Origin of the sequence: Actinomadura physcomitrii, assembly GCF_008923205.2 — a bacterium.
In the GTDB taxonomy this organism is placed as follows: domain Bacteria; phylum Actinomycetota; class Actinomycetes; order Streptosporangiales; family Streptosporangiaceae; genus Spirillospora; species Spirillospora physcomitrii.
This window is the reverse complement of sequence record NZ_WBMS02000053.1, coordinates 25,609-44,981: the sequence shown is the minus strand read 5'-3', so window position 1 is coordinate 44,981 and position 19,373 is coordinate 25,609. Positions and strand designations below refer to the sequence as shown.

Below are 19,373 nucleotides of genomic sequence, written 5' to 3'. Positions count from 1 at the left end.
CAGCGGACTGATCACAGCGAGCGGACCAGGCCGAGCAGCGCCCGGAACGGCGCCGACGCCGGGTCGCCGAGGTCGAGCACGACGTCGAAGTGGTCGCGGTCCGGCACGACCATCGCCTCGCCCGCGCCCCAAAGCGGCGCGAACCCGCGCGACTGCTCCACGAACCCGGCGCCGTCGTGCTCGGCGACCGCGACGACCGCCGGGCAGCGCCGCCCGCTCGGCAGCAGCGCCGGGCTGAGCGCCGCGGCCCGCTCCACGTCCAGCTTCACGGTCTCGTTGACGTAGACGCGGGTGATCGGGCGGATGTCGAACAGCCCGCTGAACGGCATCGCCGCCTTCACCACGTCCGCGGGCAGGCCGAACTCCTCCTGCCAGCCGCCGACCATCGTCATGCCGGTGAGGTGCCCCCCGGCGGAGCTGCCGCCGACCACGATCCGCTCCGGGTCGAGACCGTGCTCGCGGCCGTGCCGGTGGACCCAGGCGACGGCCGCGCGGACCTGCCGGACGATCTCCTCCAGGGTCGCCTGCGGCGCGAGCGTGTAATCCGGCACCACCGTGGCGATGCCGTGCTCGTGGAGTGCGCGCGCCATGAACGACGAATCGGCGCGCGACAGCGCCATCCAGTAGCCGCCGTGCAGGAACACGAACACCGGGCGCAGGCCGCCGTCGCCGGCGCCCCACACGTCCAGCCGCTCGCCGCTCGGCTCGTCGTAGACGATCCCCGGGCGGCCCGGCAGGCCGTCCACGGCCGCCTCCGACTCGGCCCGGTACCGGGCCATGTGCCGCTCGAACAGCTCGGGCCCGGCCTTGCGCCGCACGTTGTAGGCGACGTCCAGCTCCTCGTCGCTCAGCTCGCTGCCCGGCCAGTCGTCCAGGTTCACGGCACCCACCCCTCCAGATCCGCCCCAGCCTCCCGCCGCGCGCCGGAACGATCAAATACCCGTCTCGTCCTCCGCTATGACCGTCGCGCTATGGCTGCGCGGAGAGGGCGGCGAGCGCGGGAAGCTCGTCGGCGTGCATCCGCAGGTAGGCGGCCAGCATCTCGGGGATGAGGTCGACCGGCGCCAGGCCGGCGGGCGTGCACGGGAACCGGTCGACGTCGTAGCGGCCGTTGGACGGGTCGTCGAACTCGGGGCCGTGCCGGCGCGACAGGTCCATCGTCAGGAGCCGGCAGACGTAGAAGACGTTGAGGCGGTGCAGCTCGGGGGTCTGCTCGGCGCACGCGAACACCTGCCGGAGGGGCCCGGCGGTGGCGCCGAGCTCCTCGTCCAGCTCCCGGCGCAGCGCCTCCTCCGGACCGGCGTCGGCCGGCTCGATCTTGCCGCCGGGCGTCGTCCAGTAGACGGCGCGGCCCGGCACGGTGCGGCGCAGCAGGACGAGGTCGCCGCCGTCCAGCAGGAGCGCGCGGACGGCCCGCCGGACGCGGGGCGCGGGCCCGGGGGCGGCGGTCATGAGTTGAGGTAGGCGAGGACGGCCAGGACGCGGCGGTTCCCGCTGTCGGTGGGCGGCAGGCCCAGCTTGGCGAACACCGCGCCGATGTGCTTGCTGACCGACCGCTCGGTGATGACGAGGGTGGTCGCGATCGTGGCGTTGTCGAGGCCCTGCGCCATCAGCCCGAGCACCTCGCGCTCGCGCGGCGTGAGGGCCCGCAGCGGGTCGCTGCGGGAGGTCATCAGCTGGGAGACGACCTCGGGGTCCAGGGCGGTGCCGCCGGCGGCGACCCGGGCGAGCGCGTCGAGGAACTCGTCGACCCGGCTGACCCGGTCCTTGAGCAGGTAGCCGACGCCCTCCGCGCCGCCGGACAGCAACTCGGCGGCGTAGGTCTCCTCGACGTACTGCGACAGCACCAGCACCGGCAGCCCGGGGATCCGCTTGCGGGCCTCGACGGCGGCGCGCAGCCCCTCGTCGCGGAACCCGGGCGGGAGCCGGACGTCCAGGACGGCGGCGTCCGGCCGGTGCTCCAGCAGCGCGGGCAGCACCTCGGGGCCGCTGCCGGCGACCCCGGCGACCTCGTGCCCGTCGGAGGTCAGCAGCAGCACCAGGCCCTCGCGCAGCAGCACGTTGTCCTCGGCGATCACGATCCGCACGGCAGGTCCGCTTCCAGCGTCGTCCCTCCCCCGTCGGGGCTGTCGATGCGGGTGGTCCCGTCGAGCGCGGCCACCCGGCGGCGGATGCCCGCCAGCCCGCTGCCGCGGCCCGCGTCGGCCCCGCCCTTGCCATCATCGCGCACTCGGATCAGCAGCCGGTCCCCTTCGCGGCGGACGGCGACCGACGCGGTGCGGGCGCCGCTGTGCTTGGCGATGTTGGTGAGCGCCTCGGCGACCACGAAGTAGGCGGCGGCCTCGACGGCGGCGGGGGCGCGCCCGGCCCCGCCGAGGTCCATCTCGACGGGGATGGGCTGCCCGGCGGCGAGCGCGCGCACCGCGCCGGCCAGGCCCCGGTCGGACAGGATCGGCGGGTACACGCCGCGGATGACCGTGCGCAGCTGGGTCAGCGCCTCCTCCACGCCGTCCCGCGCCTCGAGGAACAGCGCGCGGGCGGCGTCCGGGTCGGTGTCGAAGCGGCGGTCGGCGAGGCCGAGCCGCAGAGCGACGGCGACGAGCTGAGCCTGCGTCCCGTCGTGCAGGTCGCGCTCGATGCGGCGCAGCTCGGCGCCGTGCGCCTCCAGCGCCTCGGCGCGGGTCTCGGTGAGCTTCTCGACGCGTTCGGTCAGGCTGGTGCGGCGGGTGGGGCGCAGCAGCACCTCCGCCAGCCGGGCCTGCCAGCGCACGAGCCGCGGCACCGCCCAGAGCAGGAGCACCACGTACAGGGCCGTCTGGAGGAACGGGAGCGTCAGCGCCTGCGGCCAGGTGTGCAGCTCCACGAACGCCGACACCGAGCCTTCGGGCGCGGCCCACCACCACAGCGGCATCGACACCGAGTACGGGATCGCCGGCCAGAGCCCGACCGCCAGGACCGCGATCACCAGGCCGGAGTAGCCGTGCGCCACCATCCACGCGATGTCGCGCCACAGCGCGGGCGTGCGCACGATGCGGCGCGCCTCCCCCAGGCCGGTGCCCTCAGAAGGCTGGTACGGCTCGGGGATCTCGCGGCCGAGCACCTGCCCGGCCCGCCGGCGTTCGGCGTTCGCGAGCGCGCGCAGCGGTCTCACCGCGTCGGGAAGCCACGGCAGCGCCACGGCCAGCAGGGCGAGGAACGGCAGCAGCGGCGCCAGCCCGAACAGCGCGGGCACGGAGGTGCGCAGCGCGGCCGCCAGCCGGCCGGTCGCCTCCGCGCTGCGCCGCAGCGCCGCCGTCACGCTCATCTGTGCCCTTGCCATCTCGTCTCACCGCACACGCTAGGGGAGCGCGGCGCGCGGCGCACCGGGGACGGCTTCCATGCCGATGGTGTAGCCCGCTACACCATCGATCGGGGAGTGCGCCCCGATGTGGCCGGCCCGCCCCGGTACCTAGGTTCGTCCGGGTGAGAGCGGGTTTCCCACGGAGGGCGAGCATGACGACGATGACGGCCGAGGCGATCGCGGTGGCGGTGCGCCTGGAGTCGGTCACCAAGGCCTACGGCGCGGTGCGGGCGCTGGACGATGTCAGCTGGACGTTCCCGCGCGGCGGGTTCACCGCGGTGATGGGACCGTCCGGCTCGGGCAAGAGCACGTTCCTGCACTGCGCGTCCGGGCTGGACCGGCCGACCGCCGGGACGGTCCGGATCGCGGGCACCGACCTCGGCCGGCTCGGCGAGGCGAAGCTGACCCGGCTGCGGCGCGAGCGGATCGGGTTCGTGTTCCAGGCGTTCAACCTGGTCCCGTCGATGGACGTCGAGCAGAACATCACGCTCCCGCTGCGGCTCGGCGGCACCGAGCCCGACCCCGCGTGGCTGGACGAGGTGGTGCGCCGTGTCGGGCTGGCGGACCGGCTGCGGCACCGGCCGGCGGAGCTGTCGGGCGGGCAGCAGCAGCGCGCCGCCGTCGCCCGCGCGCTCATCACCCGCCCCGAGGTGGTGTTCGCCGACGAGCCGACCGGCGCGCTCGACCCGCGGTCGGCGCGCGGCGTGCTGCGGCTGCTGCGCGAGGCGGCGGACGTGACCGGGCAGACGGTCGTGCTCGTCACCCACGACCCGGTGGCCGCGGCGGCCGCCGACTCGGTGCTGTTCCTCAGCGGCGGTCGGATCGTCGACGAGCTGTCCGCGCCGTCGGTCGCGGCCGTGATGAACCGGTGGGAGTCGCTGTGAGGAGGCTGGAGGGGAAGGGCGCGTTCGCGGGCGTCTTCGCGGCGCTGCTGTTCGCGGCGGTCCTGGTCGGGGCGTGCGGGGTGCTGCTGGAGTCGGCGCTGCGCGCGCACGCGCCGGTGGACCGGTACGCCGCGGCGGACGCGGTCGTGACGGGCCCGCAGAAGGTGTCCCAGCGGATGAAGCGCGTCGGCGACGATCCGGAGACGCAGAGCAGGCCCGTCGCCGAGCGCGCGCGGGTGCCGGTCGCGGCGGCCGGGCCGCTGCGTTCGGTTCCGGGCGTGCGGGCGGTGGTCGCGGACGTGTCGTTCCCCGTCCTGACGTCCACCGGGTTCGCGGCGGCGGGGCACGGCTGGGAGTCGGCCGCGCTGCGGCCCTACGAGCTGAGCGAGGGCCGGGCGCCGCAGCGGTCCGACGAGGTGGTGCTGAGCCGTGCGGCCGGCGTCCGGGCGGGCTCGGTCGTCCGGTTGCAGGCCGGCGGGGCGCCCCGCCCGTACCGGGTCACCGGGCTGGTGTCGTCCGGACCGGCCGCGGCGTTCTTCGCCACCGCGACCGCGACGGCGCTGGCCGGGCACCCCGGGCAGGCCGACGCCCTCGCGGTGCTCGCCGGCGGGAAGCCGGACGCCGGCGCGCTGCGCAAGGCGGCCCCCGGCCTGAGCGTCGCGACCGGCGCGGCGCGCGGCGACGCCGAGGACCGCGCCGTCGCCGCCGCGCGGCCCGACATCGTGGAGATCGCCGGGTCGTTCGGCGGCGTCGCCGTCATGACGGCCCTGGTCGTCGTCGGCGGGCTGATCGTGCTGTCGGTGCGGGAGCGGGGACGGGAGTTCGCGCTGCTGCGCGCCGTCGGCGCGACGCCCTGGCAGGTGCGGGGACGGCTCGTCCGCGAGACGGCGCGCGCCGCGGTGCCGGCCGGGGCGATCGGCGGCGTCCTGTCGCTCGGCGCGGGCGCGGCGATGCACGGCGCGATGATCCACAAAGGCGTGCTGCCGGACGGGTTCGGGCTCTCGCTCACCCCGCTTCCGGCGCTGGCGGCGTTCGCCGTCACCGTCCTCGCCGCGACCGTCTCCGCGCTGCTCGCCTCGCTGCGGATCTCCCGGATCCGCCCGGTGCAGGCCCTCGGCGAGTCGGCCGCCGAGCCGACGCGGCTCCCCCGCTGGCGCGTCATCACGGGCGCCGTCCTCCTCGTCGCCGGCGCGAACGCGCTCGGGATCGCGGCCGTCACGACCGGGCCGACCGCGAGCGCCTCGCTCGGCGGGCTGGTCATGGCGCTGATCGTCGCGGTCGCGCTGCTGGGCCCGCTGCTGGCGCGGGCCGGCGAGCGGGTCCTCGGGCGCGCCGCCGCCGCGATGTCCCCGGTCGCCGGGCGGCTGGCCCGGCACGCGGCGGGCGCCGCCGCGCTGCGCGCCGGCTCGGTCATGACGCCGGTCGCGCTGGCCGTCGCGTTCGCGGGCGTGCAGCTGTTCGCGCAGTCCACGGTCGTCCGCGCCACCGCCGTGCAGTTCGTCGACGGGAACCGCGCCGACCAGGTCATCGTGGCCGGCGGCCCCGGCCTGCCGCAGGACGTGGCAGATGCCGCGCGGCGCGTCCCCGGCGTCACCGCCGCGACGCCCGTCAAGCGCACTACGGTCGTCATGGCCGTGAAGGAACTGGGCGAGAAGAACCTGCGGTCGCTGACCGCCCAGGGGGTCGGCGCGGACGCCGCCGCCACCATGGACCCGAAGGTCGCGTCGGGCGGGCTCGGCGCTCTGCGCGGGAACGCGGTCGCGCTGAGCCGGGACGTCGCGGGCGGCCTCCACACCGGCTCCACCACCCCGCTGTGGCTGGGCGACGGCACGAGGATCGACGCCCGGGTCGTAGCGGTGTACGACCGGGGGCTCGGCTTCGGCGACGTCCTGCTCCCCCACGACCTGGTCGCCGCGCACTCCTCCACGTCGCTCGACGACCACGTCCTCGTCCGCGGGCACGCCGACCTGCGGTCCGTCACGGCGGCGTACCTGGGCGCGCGGGCCGTCGACCGCGACGCGTTCGGCGCGCGGCTGTCGGACGAGACGCGCCTGCAGGGCTTCGTCAGCCACGTCGTCGTCGGCGCCATCGCCGGGTTCATCCTCATCGGCCTCGTCACCACGCTGGCGCTCGCGACCGCCGCGCGCCGCCGCGAGTTCGCCCTGCTCAGGCTCGTCGGCGCCACCCGCCGGCAGGTGCTGCGGATGCTGCGGCTGGAGGCGCTCATCGTGCTCGGCACCGGCGCCGCCGCCGGGTCCCTCATCGTCGCGGTGGTGGTCCCCGCGTTCGCGACGGCGGTCACCGGGCTGCCGCTGCCCGCGGTGTCCCCGGTGACCTGCGCCGCGATCCTCGCGGCCGTGGCGGGCTCCGGCGCCGCCGCCGTCCTCCTGCCGGCCCGGGCGATGCTCCGCCGGGGCACCTCCGCGAAGATCGGCTGAGAGGCGCACCCGCATGAACGGCACCGGCAACACTCCCGCTCCTCCCCCGGGCGGCCCGCACCGCCGTTACCATCTCGGAGTGCCAAGATCCCGTTGGCATGCTCTGTACCGGAACGGCGTGAAATGGATGATGTCGAGATCCGGCGGCACCTGCCGGGCAACCTCCCGCAGCTGTTCGCCGACGGCGCGGACGGCGCCGGCCCGGAGGCGGACGGCGCCGCCGGGCGGACCCTGTCGGTGCCGCTGCCCGAAGGCGACGTGGTGTGGCCGGACCCCGGCTACCCGCAGCGGCAGCTGCTGATGCGGCCCGCCTTCTGGCTGAGCGACGAGCCCGTGCACGGCGAGCTGTGGGGCCGGCTGCGCGCCGAGCACGCCCGGTCCGGGCTGTGGCCGCTGCTCCTCGACGAGACCGACCAGCCGTGGGCGTCCGGCCAGATCGCGCCCGAGCCGGTGGAGGAGATCGGCAACTACTCCCCCGACGCGTTCCTGTACGAGGTGTGGGCCGACTGGGCGGAGCAGGCCGCGGGCGACGACCACGACGACCTCGCCCCGTTCGGGCGGCACTGCCCCGGCCCCGCCCCCGCCGGGACACCGCTGGACGACCCGGACGCCCTCGCCGACCGGTACGCCCGCGCCCTCGGCGCCCGCGGCCCGTCCCTCGGCCTCGTCGCGGTCGAGCGCGGCGCCGACGCGATCGCCGCGGTCGGCTGGCAGGGCGCGCTGAACCACAACGAGTGGACCGCGCCGCTCGCCGCCGTGCTGCGCAGCTGGGAGGACCGGTTCGGCGCGCGCCTCGTCGGGCTCGGGTTCAACACGCTGGAGCTGAGCGTCGCCGCGCCGCCGGTGACCACCCGCCACGCGGTGCACGTCGCGGCGGAGCACTGGGCGTTCTGCCCCGACATCCTCTTCCAGGGCCCCGGCACCCTCGCCGGGTACGCCGAGGACATTCGGGGCAAGACGCACTGGTCGTTCTGGTGGGACTAGCGGCGCGCGGGCGGGGCCGGCCGGCGGCGTCCGGCCGCGACGCACTACCGGTCACATAGCGCTACAAACCGGACACATGGTGGGATTCGGTGGCGCCCGTCTCGAAGATGTGATGTTTTAAGTCCTGCACGGAGGTGCGACGAGCGCCTCTGATCAATAACCTGCGATCATGGCGAATGTCGGGGCACGCGCGGCCAAGTGGCTTGTACGGGGATACATCGCCAGGAAGCAGCGTGCCGGATTCAATCTCGAGTCGATCCGGTTCCTGCCGAACTCCACGCTGGCGCCGCTGCGCCGCGACGGCCTGGACCCGGTGAGCGACCTCACCGAGATGCGGGAGGCGCGACGCGTCAGCAGGCTGCCGCTGCCCTTCGGTTTCGGTGTCTGGCTGGTGACCGGCTACGACGAGGCCAAGGCCGTCCTCGCGGACGCGGACTCGTTCAGCAACGACCTGTCCAACCTCGTCGGCAAGGTGGACGTCCCGGCCGGGTTCACCCCCGGCGGGCTGGGGTTCTCCGACCCGCCCGTGCACACCCGCCGGCGCAAGCTGCTGACGCCGGAGTTCACCATGCGCCGGCTGAGCCGGCTCACCCCGCTGATCCACACGATCGTCGAGGAGCGGCTCGACGCGATGGCGGGCCGGACCGGGCCGGTCGACCTGATGGAGTCGTTCGCGCTGCCCGTCCCGCTGCTGACGATCTGCGAGCTGCTCGGCGTCTCGCACCGCGACCGCAGCGACTTCCAGCGGCTGAGCAGCGCCCGGTTCGACCTGTTCGGCGGCGCCAGCGCGTCGGTCGGCGCGATCTCCGAGTCGATGGACTACCTGCTCGAGGTCGTCCGCCGGCAGCGGGTCGAGCCGGGCCCCGGGCTGATCGGCATGCTGATCCGCGAGCACGGCGACGAGCTCGACGACCTGGAGATCGCCGGGCTCTCCGACGGCGTGCTCACCGGCGGCCTGGAGACGACCGCGAGCATGCTCGCGCTCGGCTCGATCGTGCTGCTGCGCGACCGCGAGCAGTTCCAGCGGGTGCACGACGACGACGAGGCGATCGTCCCGTTCGTCGACGAGCTGCTGCGGTACCTGACCGTGGTGCAGCTGGCGTTCCCCCGGTTCGCCCGCAAGGACACCGAGGTCGCCGGGGTGCGCATCGCCGAGGGCGACGTGGTGCTGATCTCGCTGTCGGCGGCCAACCGCGACCCGGCGCTCGGCCCCGGCATGGACGGCTTCGACGCCGGCCGCAAGACCCCGCCGCACCTGGCGTTCGGGTGGGGCGCGCACCGCTGCATCGGCGCCGAGCTCGCCAAGATGGAGCTGCGCGCGGCCTACCCCGCGCTCGTCCGCCGGTTCCCCGGTCTGCGGCTCGCGGTGGAGCCGGACAAGCTGAGCTACCGCAAGCTGTCGATCGTCTACGGCGTCAACTCGCTGCCGGTCCACCTGGACTGAACCGCCCGGGGCGCGCGGGTAATCGCGGAAAGCACGGGTAGTGCCCGGGCGTGACCTCACTACTAAAGGGCGTCCTGCGCGGCATGGTGGCCGGCGCCGCGGGGACGGCCGCGCTCGACGCGACGACCGAAGCGGACATGGCGATCCGGGGCCGCCCGGCGAGCGGGACGCCGGCCGCCGTCGCCGGGGAGCTGGCCGCCCGCGCCGGCGTGCGCCTGCCCGGCGGCGAGCTGGAGCGGGCGAACCGGCTGGAGGGCCTCGGCGCGCTCACCGGCACCTGCACCGGGATGGCCGTGGGCGCGCTCGCCGGGGCGCTGCGCGCCGCCGGGCTCCGGCTGCCCGCCGTCATCGGCGGGCCGCTGCTGGGCGCGGCGGCGATGGCGGCCTCCGACCTGCCGATCGCTCGGCTGGGGATCTCCGATCCGGGCACCTGGTCCCCGGCCGACTGGGCGTCCGACGCGATCCCGCACCTCGTCTACGGCATCACGGCCCATGGCGCGCTCGCCGCGATGTTCCGCGCCGACGAGCAGCGCAAGGCCCTCCGGCAGCCGGCGCCCGACCGCCCGTCCCGCCGGGCGCTGGTGCGCGCCGCGGCGCTCGGCGCGGCGACGGGCTGCCGCAGCTCCGCCGGGCTGAGCGCGCTGGCGCTGCGCTCGCGCCGCTACCATCCGGGGCTGTCCGGCCGGCTCTCCCATCCCGCTGTCAAGGCGCTGAACGGCCTGTTCACGCTGGCCGAGATGGGAATCGACAAGCTCCCGGCCGCGCCGCCGCGGACCTCGCCCCAGGGCCTCGCGCCCCGGGTGGCGCTCGCGGCGGTCGCGGCCCGGGCCATGGCGCGCCGCGACGGCATCCGCAGCGGGCCGCCCGTGGTGCTCGCCGCCGCCACCGCCACCGCGAGCGCGGCGGCCGGGGTCCGGCTGCGCGCGGCGGCCGCCGACCGGATGGGCTCCGACCTGCCCGGCGCCTTCGCCGAGGACGCCGCCGCGGCGCTGCTGGGCCAGGTGGGCGCCGCACGCTGATACGGTGGGATCGGACGAGAGCGATCCATTGAGGGAGATCAGCAGTGGCAGGTGACGACGACATCTCCGGGTGATCCCGGAAGTGATCGGCCACCGGTGCGCGCGGACGAGCGCCGCCGCCGTGGCCGCCCCGTCGTCCACCCCGATCCCTGCCCCTGCCGGGCGGCTCCGGTACGCCCGCTTCATCCGATGAGGTCCCTCACGTGTCCGATGCCCGCATCATCTGCTCCGGCCTGTCCTTCTCCTGGCCCGGCGACGTCCCGGTGTTCCAGGACCTGTCGTTCGCCGTCGGCGCCGGCCGCACCGGCCTGGTCGCCCCGAACGGCGCCGGCAAGAGCACGCTGCTGAGACTGATCGCCGGGGAGCTCCGGCCCGCCGCCGGCACCGTCTCCGCCGACGGCGTGCTCGGCTACCTGCCGCAGACGCTGCCGCTCGACGGCGACCGGGCCGCGGCGGACGTCCTCGGCGTCGCCCCGGTGATCGCGGCGCTGGACGCGATCGAGTCCGGCGACGCCGCCGCGGAGCACTTCGCGGTGATCGGCGACGACTGGGACATCGAGGAGCGCACCCGCGCCCAGCTCGACCGGCTGGGCCTCGGCGACGTCGCGCTGGACCGCCGGCTCGGCACGCTCAGCGGCGGCCAGGCCGTGTCGCTCGGCCTGGCCGCGCAGCTGCTGAAGCGGCCGGACGTGCTGCTGCTCGACGAGCCGACCAACAACCTCGACACGGGCGCCCGGCACCGGCTGTACGGCGTCCTGGAGGATTGGAACGGGTGCCTGCTCGTGGTGAGCCACGACCGGGCGCTGCTCGACCGGATGGACCGCATCGCCGAGCTGGACCGCGGCGAGATGCGCTTCTACGGCGGGAACTTCACCGCCCACGAGGAGGCGCTCCGGATCGAGCGGGAGGCCGCGGAGAAGGACGTCCGCAGCGCCGAGCAGGAGGTGAAGCGGGAGAAGCGGGAGATGCAGCAGGCCCGGGAGCGGGCGGCGCGGCGGCAGAGCAACGCGGCCCGCAACGTCAAGGACGCGGGCCTGCCCAAGATCCTCGCCGGTGCGCGCAAGCGGCGCGCGCAGGAGTCGGCCGGGCGGGCCGACGGCACGCACGCCGCGCGGCTCGGCGACGCCCGCGCCCGCCTCCAGGAGGCCGAGCGCGCCCTGCGCGACGACCAGGCGATCAGCCTGGAGCTGCCCGCCACCGCCGTCCCCGCCGGGCGGACGCTGTTCCTCGGCGAGCGCATGCGGGTCCGCTACGGGGACCGGGACGTCTTCGCCGGACCCGGCGCGAGCCTGGAGATCCGGGGCCCCGAGCGCACCGCGCTGACCGGCGCGAACGGCGCCGGCAAGTCGACCCTGCTCCGCCTGATCGGCGGCCAGTCGTCCCCGGAGGGCGGCGGGACGACGCGGCGGGCCGACGGCCGCGTCGCGTATCTGTCGCAGCGCCTCGACCTGCTCGACCCGGGCCGCACGGTGGCGGAGAACCTCGCCGCGGCCGCGCCGGGCGTGCCGGAGGCCGAGCGGATGAACCTGCTCGCCCGGTTCCTGTTCCGCGGCGCCCGCGCGCACCTGCCGGCCGGGGCGCTGTCCGGCGGCGAGCGGCTGCGCGCGACGCTCGCATGCGTGCTGGGCGCCGAGCCGGCGCCCCAGCTGCTGCTGCTCGACGAGCCGACGAACAACCTCGACCTGGCGAGCGTCGCCTGGCTGGTCGGCGCGCTCAACGCCTACCAAGGCGCGTTCGTGGTGGTCAGCCATGACGAGCGGTTCCTGGCCGACATCGGGGTGAACCGCCGGCTGCGGCTCGCGGGCGGCCGGCTGCTGGAGGCCGCGGCGCCCGCCTGACCCGTCCGCGAACCGGGTCCGTGGGATGAATGCCTTCCGCGACCGGCGGGTATCGGGGTCCGCATGGCCGTGACCGTCTGAGCCGACCTTCGGGGGGATCATGAAGGAGCACGAACTGGTGTCGGCCGTCCGCGAGACCGGGCGCATCGACACCGCCGACCACGCCGAACGCGCCATCGACGCCACGCTCGCGGTCCTCGGCGAGCGGCTCGCCGGGGGCCAGAGCCGCGACCTGGCCGCGCAGCTGCCGCCCGCGCTCGCCGACGCGCTGCCGGACGAGGGCGCCGGGCACCGCTTCGGGCTCGGGGAGTTCTACGAGCGGGTCGCGAACGCCGAGGGCACCCGGCCGCCGCAGGCGCGCCAGCACGCCCGCGCGGTCGTCGCGGCCGTCAAGGCGTCGGTCGACCCGGGCCTGTTCGAGCACATCATCGCGCAGCTCCCGGACGACTACGACGACCTGCTCGGCACCCAGCCCGTCCAGCACTGACCCGGCCCGGCCGGCACCGGCCCGGCCCGGACGGCACCGCTCAGGGCAGCTCCTGCTCGCACCAGACGGACTTGCCGTCGGTGGTGCGGCGCACGCCCCACCGCTGCGCGAGGCGCCCGACGACGTGCAGGCCGCGGCCCGACTCCGGCATGTCGTCCTCGTCGTCCTGGGGGCGGACGCGGGGGCGGCCGTCGGAGGAGTCGAACACCTCGCAGACCAGCCCGCCCTCGCGGACCAGGCGCAGCCCGACACGGCCGCCGGCGTGGCTGATCGCGTTGGTGACCAGCTCGGAGGCCATCAGGACGGTGGAGTCGGCCAGCTCGTCCAGGCCCCAGCGGGCGAGCCGGTCGCGGACCAGGCCCCGGGCACGGCGCACCGCGGCGGGCTCGGCGGGCAGCTCCCAGGTGGCGTGGTGGTCGTCGGGGATCCGGCTCAGCCGCGCCACCAGCATCGCGATGTCGTCGCGGTGCTGGTCGTCGTAGACGCCGTCGAGCGCGTCCTGGCACAGCTCCTCGAGCGGCCGGGACGCCGCGCCGGGTCCGAAGGTGCGCCGCAGCCGGGCCAGGCCGTCGTCGATGTCGCGGGCCCGGTTCTCCACGAGCCCGTCGGTGTACAGGAACAGCAGCGTGCCGTCGTCGACGGTGAACTCGCGGCTGACGATCGGGCCGTCGCCGCCGACGCCGAGCGGCGGAGCGGGCGGCACCGCCAGGTAGTGGGACGCGGCGCCGGGCGGCGCGAGCAGCGGCGGCAGGTGCCCGGCGCTGGCGACCTCGCAGCGGCCGCTGACCGCGTCGTACACCACGTACGCGCAGGTCGCGAAGTGCGGTTCGCGGTCGCCGAGGGTCCGCATCAGCGAGTCGAGCCGCTCCAGCGCCTCGGCGGGCGGCAGCTCCAGCTCGGCGAGGGTGTGGATCGAGGTGCGCAGCCGGCCCATTGTGACGGCCGCCTTCACCCCGTGCCCGGCGACGTCGCCGACGACGAGCGCGACGCGCGCCCCCGGCAGCGCGATCGACTCGTACCAGTCGCCGCCGACCTCGATGAGCCGGCTGCCGGGCAGGTACCGGTGGTGCACCTCGATCGGCGACGGGGCCGACAGGTCGGTCGGCAGCAGGCTGCGCTGCAGGGTCAGCGCGGTCGCCCGCTCCAGCGAGTACTGCCGGGCGCTCTCCACGTAGTTGGACGCGCGGGCGGCGAACTCCATCCCGATCTCGATGTCGTAGCGGTCGAACGGGCGGTGCGCGGCGTTGCGGACGCCGACGAAGAAGCCGAGCACCCCCGCCGCCGACGCGATCGGCAGCAGCAGCATCGACGCGTCCTTGAGCAGGTCGGCGACCGGCGGGCGGTGCCAGACCCCGGCGAGCCGGGCCGCGCCCTCGCCGCCGAGCGCGGTCAGCTCCGGCTCGCCGGTCTCCAGGCACCGCGTGTAGGGGGTGCCGGCCGGGTAGACGACGGACTCGCCGGTCGGGAACGCCGCGTCCCAGGCGGGGTCGCCGTCGTCGAAGCCGATCGCCATCCGGCGCAGCGGCGGCCCGTCCGGGCCCGCGGGCGCCTCGTCGGCGTCCAGATGGCTCTCCAGCAGCATCAGCGCGCCGGAATTGCAGAAATGCGGGACGAGGACGTCCATCAGCCCGCGTGCGAGCAGTTCCAGGTCGAGGGTGGAGCCGATGCGGGGCAGCCCGTCGTCGAGCAGCGCGCGGCGGATGACGGCGGGGTCGACGAACCGGTCGGCGAGCGGCACCGGGACGCGGATCACCGCGAGCGCGGCGAGGCCGCCGGGCTCGCCGCCGTTCATCGGGTGCACGGTGACGACCGCGTCGAGGGTGGCGCCGCCGGAGGTCTCGACGGCGAGCATCGCGGTGCGCTCCCGCCCGTGCTTCACCGCCTCCAGCAGCGGCTCGCGCGCGCCGGGGATCACCTCGTCGAGGCAGGCGCCGAGAAGGCCGTCCGGATGCGCGGACAGAACGGCGGCGGCGTTCCGCTCGGACTGGAGTATTCTCCCCGAGGAATCCGTGCCGAGAATAAGAATTCGGGTGGACGACTCCATCGCTCGATTATGGGACATGGCGCCGTCGGATGCGGCCGATACGGCACGGGAGACCGGTCCGGAATTCCGTCCCGGCGGGCCGCCGCCCGCAATCCGCGAATGGGTTCCGCGGGCGGACGGCGAGACCCCGCTCAGGACGGCCGGCGCCCGGACGGGGCGCGGCGGGCGGGGGTCACCGGCGCGGCCACCGCTCGTCGAGGTAGTCCTGCCAGGTCAGCTTGCCGGACTTGTGCTCCGGGGCGAGGTGGTGGCCCTCCTTGAAGCCGCGGGCCGTCTTGCCGAACAGCGGGAACGGCAGCCGCACGCTGCGCCTGCCGCGGGCCTGCAGATAGGACCGGGCCATGTCCTCGAGCGCGAGCACCTCGGGGCCGCCCATGTCGTCGACGCGGCGGGCCGGCCCGGGCGCGAGCGCCAGGTCGGCCAGCCGCTCGGCGACCTCGCCGGCGTCGATCGGCTGTATCCGCAGCCCGGACGGCAGCGGCATCAGCCCGGGGACCTTCGTCAGGACGTCCAGCACCATGCCCGGCAGGGTGTGGAACTGGGTGGCCCGCAGGATGGTGTACGGCAGCCCCGAGTCCTCGATGAGCCGCTCCACCTCGTGCTTGATCCGGTAGTACGGGTACGGGATCCTGTCGACGCCGACGATCGAGATGTAGACCAGGTGCGGCGCGCCCTGCTTCCAGGCCGCGTCCACCAGGTTCCGGGCGGCGGTCAGGTCGTCCCTGTAGTGCCGCCAGTCGCTGGCGCAGTGCACGATGGTGTCGGCGCCGTCGAGGGCCGCCGCGAGCCCGTCGCCCGTCTTGAGGTCCGCCTGGTGCCAGGTGACGCCGTTCTCCGGCGTCCTGGAGCGCCGGCTCAGCGCGCGCACGTCAGCCGCGTTCGCGGCGGCCAGCTTGCGGGTCAGGGGGTGGCCGAGCGTCCCGCTCGCCCCGGTCACGATGATCATCGATTCCTCCTTCGTCTGTTAAGAGGGACCGGGCAGTCTCCCAGAGCGTGACAGGGCGCGGGCGGCGAATCCGAGCTTGTCCGGGTTGAGCACGGCGTGCACGGCCGTGACGCGGTCCCCGGACGCCTCCAGCACCGCGATCATGGTGAGCTCGGCGTCCACCCGGACGGCGAGCGCCGGCACGCCGTTGACCTCCTCGATCGACGGTTCGAGCGACCCCGCCGGCAGGTCCGCGGCGCGGCGGGCGACGCCGAGGAAGAACCGCGCCACGCGGGTCCGCCCGGTGACCAGGTTGCGGGCCGCGGTGACCTTGCCGCCGCCGTCGGACCAGGCGACGACGTCCTCGGCCAGGATCGCCTCCAGCCCCGCGAGGTCGCCGCGCACCGCCGCGTCCAGGAACCGTTCGACGAGCCGCCGCCACCGTTCGCCGGGCGGGGCGAACCGCCGCTCGGCGGAGGCGACGCGCTGCCGGGCGCGCCGGTGCAGCTGCCGGCTGGCGGTCTCGGTGACGTCCAGGACCCCGGCGATGTCGCGGTGCCTGTAGCCGAACGCCTCGCGCAGCACGAACACCGCGCGCTCGGCGGGGGTGAGCGACTCCATCAGGGTGAGCAGGGCCAGCGACACCGAGTCGCGCTGCTCGGCGGTCTCCAGCGGCCCGAGCACCCGCGCGCCTAGCCCGCCGGGGCCGCCCGGCACCGGCTCGGGCAGCCACGGGCCGGTGTAGGTCTCGCGGCGCGCCCGCGCGGAGGCGAGCCGGTTGAGGCACAGGTTCGTGACGACCTTGATCAGCCAGGCCCGGGGCTCCTCGACGGCCGCCCGGTCCGTGCCGCTCCAGCGCAGGTAGGCGTCCTGCACCGCGTCCTCGGCCTCCTGCACCTCGGCGAGCATCCGGTACGCCAGGCCCGTCAGCCGGGGCCGCAGCTCCTCGAACGCCGCGAGGCCCGCCTCGTCCATGAGGTCGGCGGCGCCGGGCTCCATCTCACGACCTCCCGAAGACCTGCGGCGGCGGGGTCGGCGCGACGATCTCCTCGCCGTCGTGCAGCGGCGCCGCGCCGGCGCAGAACGCGGCGAGGTCGTCGCCCGCCACCATCCGGGCCCGCGCGATGCCGCCGGCGGCGCGCCGGGTCAGCTCGGCGACCGGCAGCGGCTCGCGGGACGCGGCGACGATCAGGTTGCCGAAGCGGCGGCCCCGCAGCACGCCCGGGTCGCCCATCAGCAGCGCGTGCGGGAACACCGACCGGACGGTCGCGGCGACGCGCCGCGCGAACGGTAGCCGGAAGCCGTCGGCGACGTTCGCCAGGTACGCCCCGCGCGGCCGCAGCACCCGCGCCGCGTCCAGCACGAACTCGCGGGTCGCGAGCTCCGGCGGCATCGACGCCTCGGCGAAGGCGTCCATCACCACGAGGTCGTCGGCCCCGTCGGCGAGCGCGGCGACGCCGCTGCGCCCGTCGGTGATGCGGATCCGCAGGCCCGGCACGCCCTTGACGGGCAGGTGCTCGCGCACGACCCGGACCAGCTCGGCGTCCGGTTCGAGGACGACCTGCCGCGACCCCGGCCGGGTCGCGGCGATGTAGCGAGGCAGGGTGCACCCGGCGCCGCCGATGTGCACGGCGTCGAACGCCTCGCCCTCCAGGCCGAGCGCGTCGACGACGTCGCCCATCAGCCGCATGTACTCGAAGTCGAGGTAGGTGGGGTCGGACAGGTCCACGTAGGACTGCGGGACGCCGCCGACGAGCAGCATCCAGCCGCCGTCGCGGTCGGCGTCGCGCAGCAGCTCGGCCTCGCCGCCGGCGATCGTGAACGTGTCCGGCCGCGGACCGTGCCTGCCCTTGCGCGCCATGCCCCCACCCTACGGAACCGTCCCGGCCGGCCCCGACCGGCCCGCTCCGACCGGGCCGGGCGGCGTCAGGCCTGCTCGGTGAGCGCCTGCTCCTCAGCGAAGTGGCACGCGCTCGGGTGCGCGGACCCGTCCCGCTCCACCAGCTCGGGGACGTCCTGCGCGCACACGTCCCGGGCCTTCCAGCAGCGGGTGCGGAACCGGCAGCCGGACGGCGGGTCGAGCGGCGACGGCGGCTCGCCCTCCAGCTGGATCTGCCCCGCCCAGCCGGGCGCGTCCGGGTCGGGCACCGGGACGGCCGACAGCAGCGCCTGGGTGTACGGGTGCGTCGGGTGCTCGTATATCTGCGCCTCGTCGCCGGTCTCGACGACCTTGCCGAGGTACATGACGGCGATCCGGTCGGAGATGTGCCGGACCGCGGCGAGGTCGTGCGCGATGAACACGTACGCCAGCCCGAGCTCGCGCTGCAGCTCGGCGAGCAGGTTCATGACCTGCGCTTGGACGGACACGTCCAGCGCCGACACCGGCTCGTCGCAGACGATGACGTCGGGCCGCAGGGCGAGCGCGCGGGCGATGCCGACGCGCTGCCGCTGCCCGCCGGAGAACTGGTGCGGGTACCGGTTGACGTGGTCGGGGTCGAGGCCGACCAGTTCCAGCAGTTCCTGCACGCGCGCGCGCCGCTCCCCCTTGGGCGCCGCGTCAGGGTGGATCGCGAACGGCTCTCCGACGATGTCGCCGACGGTCATCCGGGGGTTCAGCGAGGAGTACGGGTCCTGCAGCACCATCTGGATGCGCCGCCGGAGCGCGCGCAGCTCCTTGCGCGGCAGCGCGAACACGTCCCGCCCGTCGAACCGGACGGTCCCGGCGGTCGGGCGCTCGGCCGCCAGCAGCAGCTTGGCGAGCGTCGACTTCCCGCAGCCGGACTCGCCGACGACCCCGAGCGTCTCGCCGCGCCGCAGCTCCAGGTCGACGCCGTCCACCGCCCGGACGTGCCCCACCGCGCGCTTGACCACCACGCCGCGGGTGACGGGATAGTGCTTGACCAGGCCGTCGACCTCCAGGATCGGGCTTTCACTCGGCTCCGGCACCGTGCACCTCCTCGGCGAAGTGGCAGGCGGCCTCGTGGCCCGGCGCGACGGTCACCAGCGGCGGGCGCTCGGCGGCGCAGAGCGCCTCGGCGCGCGGGCAGCGCGGCTGGAACGGGCAGCCGGGCGGCAGCGCCGCCGGGTTCGGCGGCGACCCCTTGATCGGGACGAGCGCGTCCCCGCGCCGGTCCAGCCGCGGCACGGACGCGAGCAGCCCGCGCGTGTAGGGGTGGGCGGGCCGCGCGTACAGCTCGCGGGCGGGCGCCTGCTCGGCCACCGACCCGGCGTACATCACGACGATCCGGTCCGCGACGCCGGCGACGACGCCGAGGTCGTGGGTGATGAGCACCATGCCCATCCGCAGCTCGTCCTGCAGCGCGGCGAGCAGCCGCATGATCTGCGCCTGGACGGTCACGTCGAGCGCGGTGGTCGGCTCGTCGGCGATCAGCACGTCCGGCTCCAGCGCCAGCGCCATCGCGATCATGATGCGCTGGCGCATGCCGCCGGAGAACTGGTGCGGGTAGTCGCCGAGCCGCTGCGCGGCGGACGGGATCCGCACCCGCTCCATCAGCTCGACGGCCTTGTCGCGGGCGGCCCGGCGGCCGAGCCCGCGGTGCACCCGGTACATCTCGCGGATCTGGTCGCCGACGGTGAACACCGGGTTCAGCGCGGTCAGCGCGTCCTGGAAGACCATCGAGATGCGGTCGCCGCGGTAGCCGCGGCGGCGCCGCTCGGGCAGCCCGAGCAGCTCCTCGCCGCGCAGCCGCACCGACCCGCCGGTGATCCGCGCGGGCGGGGTGTCGAGGATGCCCATCACGGCCTGCGCCGCGACGCTCTTGCCCGATCCGGACTCGCCGAGGATCGCGACGGTCTCGCCCTCGCCGAGCGTGTAGGACAGCCCGTTCACCGCGCGGACGTCGTGCCCGCGCACGCGGAACGCCACGTGCAGGTCGTCGACCTCCAGCAGCGGCGGCGGCGCGGCCGGCTCCTGCGGCACGTCCCTGGTCAGCTCCGTCGTCATCGCGTG

Annotated in this window: 17 protein-coding genes; 7 read left to right on the top strand and 10 right to left on the bottom strand. The window is 75.6% G+C overall.

The window, feature by feature from the left end; genetic code table 11:
• Nucleotides 1-11: 11 nt before the first annotated feature.
• The 4 genes from F8568_RS40665 to F8568_RS40650 all read right to left on the bottom strand — a co-directional run bounded on the left by F8568_RS40665 (nucleotide 12) and on the right by F8568_RS40650 (nucleotide 3,304).
• Nucleotides 12-881 carry an alpha/beta hydrolase gene (locus F8568_RS40665; protein ID WP_328601246.1) on the bottom strand — a complete coding sequence of 290 codons (870 nt, stop codon included), beginning with the start codon at nucleotides 879-881 and terminating at the stop codon, nucleotides 12-14.
• An 88-nt stretch (nucleotides 882-969) separates the two neighbouring features.
• On the bottom strand, nucleotides 970-1,452 hold the full coding sequence (locus tag F8568_RS40660; protein WP_151599205.1) for an NUDIX domain-containing protein: 483 nt from the start codon (nucleotides 1,450-1,452) through the stop codon (nucleotides 970-972).
• Nucleotides 1,449-2,087, bottom strand: coding sequence for a LuxR C-terminal-related transcriptional regulator (locus tag F8568_RS40655; RefSeq protein WP_151599203.1), 639 nt, complete (start codon nucleotides 2,085-2,087; stop codon nucleotides 1,449-1,451). Before F8568_RS40655 ends, F8568_RS40660 begins: the two co-directional genes overlap by 4 nt.
• A complete protein-coding gene (locus F8568_RS40650; RefSeq protein WP_202125924.1) occupies nucleotides 2,075-3,304 on the bottom strand; it encodes a sensor histidine kinase in 1,230 nt (409 codons plus the stop codon). The genes F8568_RS40655 and F8568_RS40650 overlap by 13 nt, the downstream gene beginning before the upstream one ends.
• Nucleotides 3,305-3,492: 188 nt before the next feature.
• Here F8568_RS40650 and F8568_RS40645 point away from each other — a divergent pair, with 188 nt between their 5' ends.
• The 7 genes from F8568_RS40645 to F8568_RS40615 all read left to right on the top strand — a co-directional run bounded on the left by F8568_RS40645 (nucleotide 3,493) and on the right by F8568_RS40615 (nucleotide 12,434).
• The gene (locus tag F8568_RS40645; protein ID WP_202125923.1) at nucleotides 3,493-4,224 is read left to right on the top strand and encodes an ABC transporter ATP-binding protein; all 732 of its coding nucleotides are present in this window, start codon (nucleotides 3,493-3,495) and stop codon (nucleotides 4,222-4,224) included.
• Entirely contained in the window at nucleotides 4,221-6,662 is a 2,442-nt protein-coding gene (locus tag F8568_RS40640; RefSeq protein ID WP_151599199.1) for an ABC transporter permease, read from the top strand. The genes F8568_RS40645 and F8568_RS40640 overlap by 4 nt, the downstream gene beginning before the upstream one ends.
• A 123-nt stretch (nucleotides 6,663-6,785) precedes the next feature.
• Nucleotides 6,786-7,646 (top strand): DUF4253 domain-containing protein, encoded by an 861-nt coding sequence (locus tag F8568_RS40635; RefSeq protein WP_151599197.1) that lies wholly within the window; start codon nucleotides 6,786-6,788, stop codon nucleotides 7,644-7,646.
• Between the two features lie 169 nt (nucleotides 7,647-7,815).
• On the top strand, nucleotides 7,816-9,090 hold the full coding sequence (locus F8568_RS40630; protein WP_151599195.1) for a cytochrome P450: 1,275 nt from the start codon (nucleotides 7,816-7,818) through the stop codon (nucleotides 9,088-9,090).
• Between the two features lie 50 nt (nucleotides 9,091-9,140).
• Complete coding sequence (locus F8568_RS47295; protein WP_202125922.1) at nucleotides 9,141-10,109, top strand: hypothetical protein; 969 nt, start codon at nucleotides 9,141-9,143, stop codon at nucleotides 10,107-10,109.
• A gap of 203 nt (nucleotides 10,110-10,312) precedes the next feature.
• Complete coding sequence (locus F8568_RS40620; protein WP_151599194.1) at nucleotides 10,313-11,947, top strand: ABC-F family ATP-binding cassette domain-containing protein; 1,635 nt, start codon at nucleotides 10,313-10,315, stop codon at nucleotides 11,945-11,947.
• Between the two features lie 100 nt (nucleotides 11,948-12,047).
• Complete coding sequence (locus F8568_RS40615; protein WP_151599192.1) at nucleotides 12,048-12,434, top strand: DUF2267 domain-containing protein; 387 nt, start codon at nucleotides 12,048-12,050, stop codon at nucleotides 12,432-12,434.
• 40 nt (nucleotides 12,435-12,474) lie between these two features.
• On the opposite strand, the gene F8568_RS40610 is transcribed toward F8568_RS40615, so the two are convergent.
• The 6 genes from F8568_RS40610 to F8568_RS40585 all read right to left on the bottom strand — a co-directional run bounded on the left by F8568_RS40610 (nucleotide 12,475) and on the right by F8568_RS40585 (nucleotide 19,367).
• Nucleotides 12,475-14,478, bottom strand: a complete 2,004-nt coding sequence (locus tag F8568_RS40610) for an ATP-binding SpoIIE family protein phosphatase (protein WP_151599190.1) — start codon at nucleotides 14,476-14,478, stop codon at nucleotides 12,475-12,477.
• 172 nt (nucleotides 14,479-14,650) lie between these two features.
• Nucleotides 14,651-15,424 carry an SDR family oxidoreductase gene (locus F8568_RS40605; RefSeq protein WP_151599189.1) on the bottom strand — a complete coding sequence of 258 codons (774 nt, stop codon included), beginning with the start codon at nucleotides 15,422-15,424 and terminating at the stop codon, nucleotides 14,651-14,653.
• Nucleotides 15,425-15,442: 18 nt separating this feature from the next.
• Nucleotides 15,443-16,402, bottom strand: a complete 960-nt coding sequence (gene sigJ, locus F8568_RS40600; protein WP_236009973.1) for an RNA polymerase sigma factor SigJ — start codon at nucleotides 16,400-16,402, stop codon at nucleotides 15,443-15,445.
• A 1-nt stretch (nucleotide 16,403) separates the two neighbouring features.
• Nucleotides 16,404-17,264 carry a spermidine synthase gene (locus tag F8568_RS40595; RefSeq protein ID WP_151599187.1) on the bottom strand — a complete coding sequence of 287 codons (861 nt, stop codon included), beginning with the start codon at nucleotides 17,262-17,264 and terminating at the stop codon, nucleotides 16,404-16,406.
• Between the two features lie 65 nt (nucleotides 17,265-17,329).
• The gene (locus tag F8568_RS40590) at nucleotides 17,330-18,349 is read right to left on the bottom strand and encodes an ABC transporter ATP-binding protein (protein ID WP_151599184.1); all 1,020 of its coding nucleotides are present in this window, start codon (nucleotides 18,347-18,349) and stop codon (nucleotides 17,330-17,332) included.
• A complete protein-coding gene (locus tag F8568_RS40585; protein ID WP_151599182.1) occupies nucleotides 18,333-19,367 on the bottom strand; it encodes an ABC transporter ATP-binding protein in 1,035 nt (344 codons plus the stop codon). Before F8568_RS40585 ends, F8568_RS40590 begins: the two co-directional genes overlap by 17 nt.
• Nucleotides 19,368-19,373: the final 6 nt, after the last annotated feature.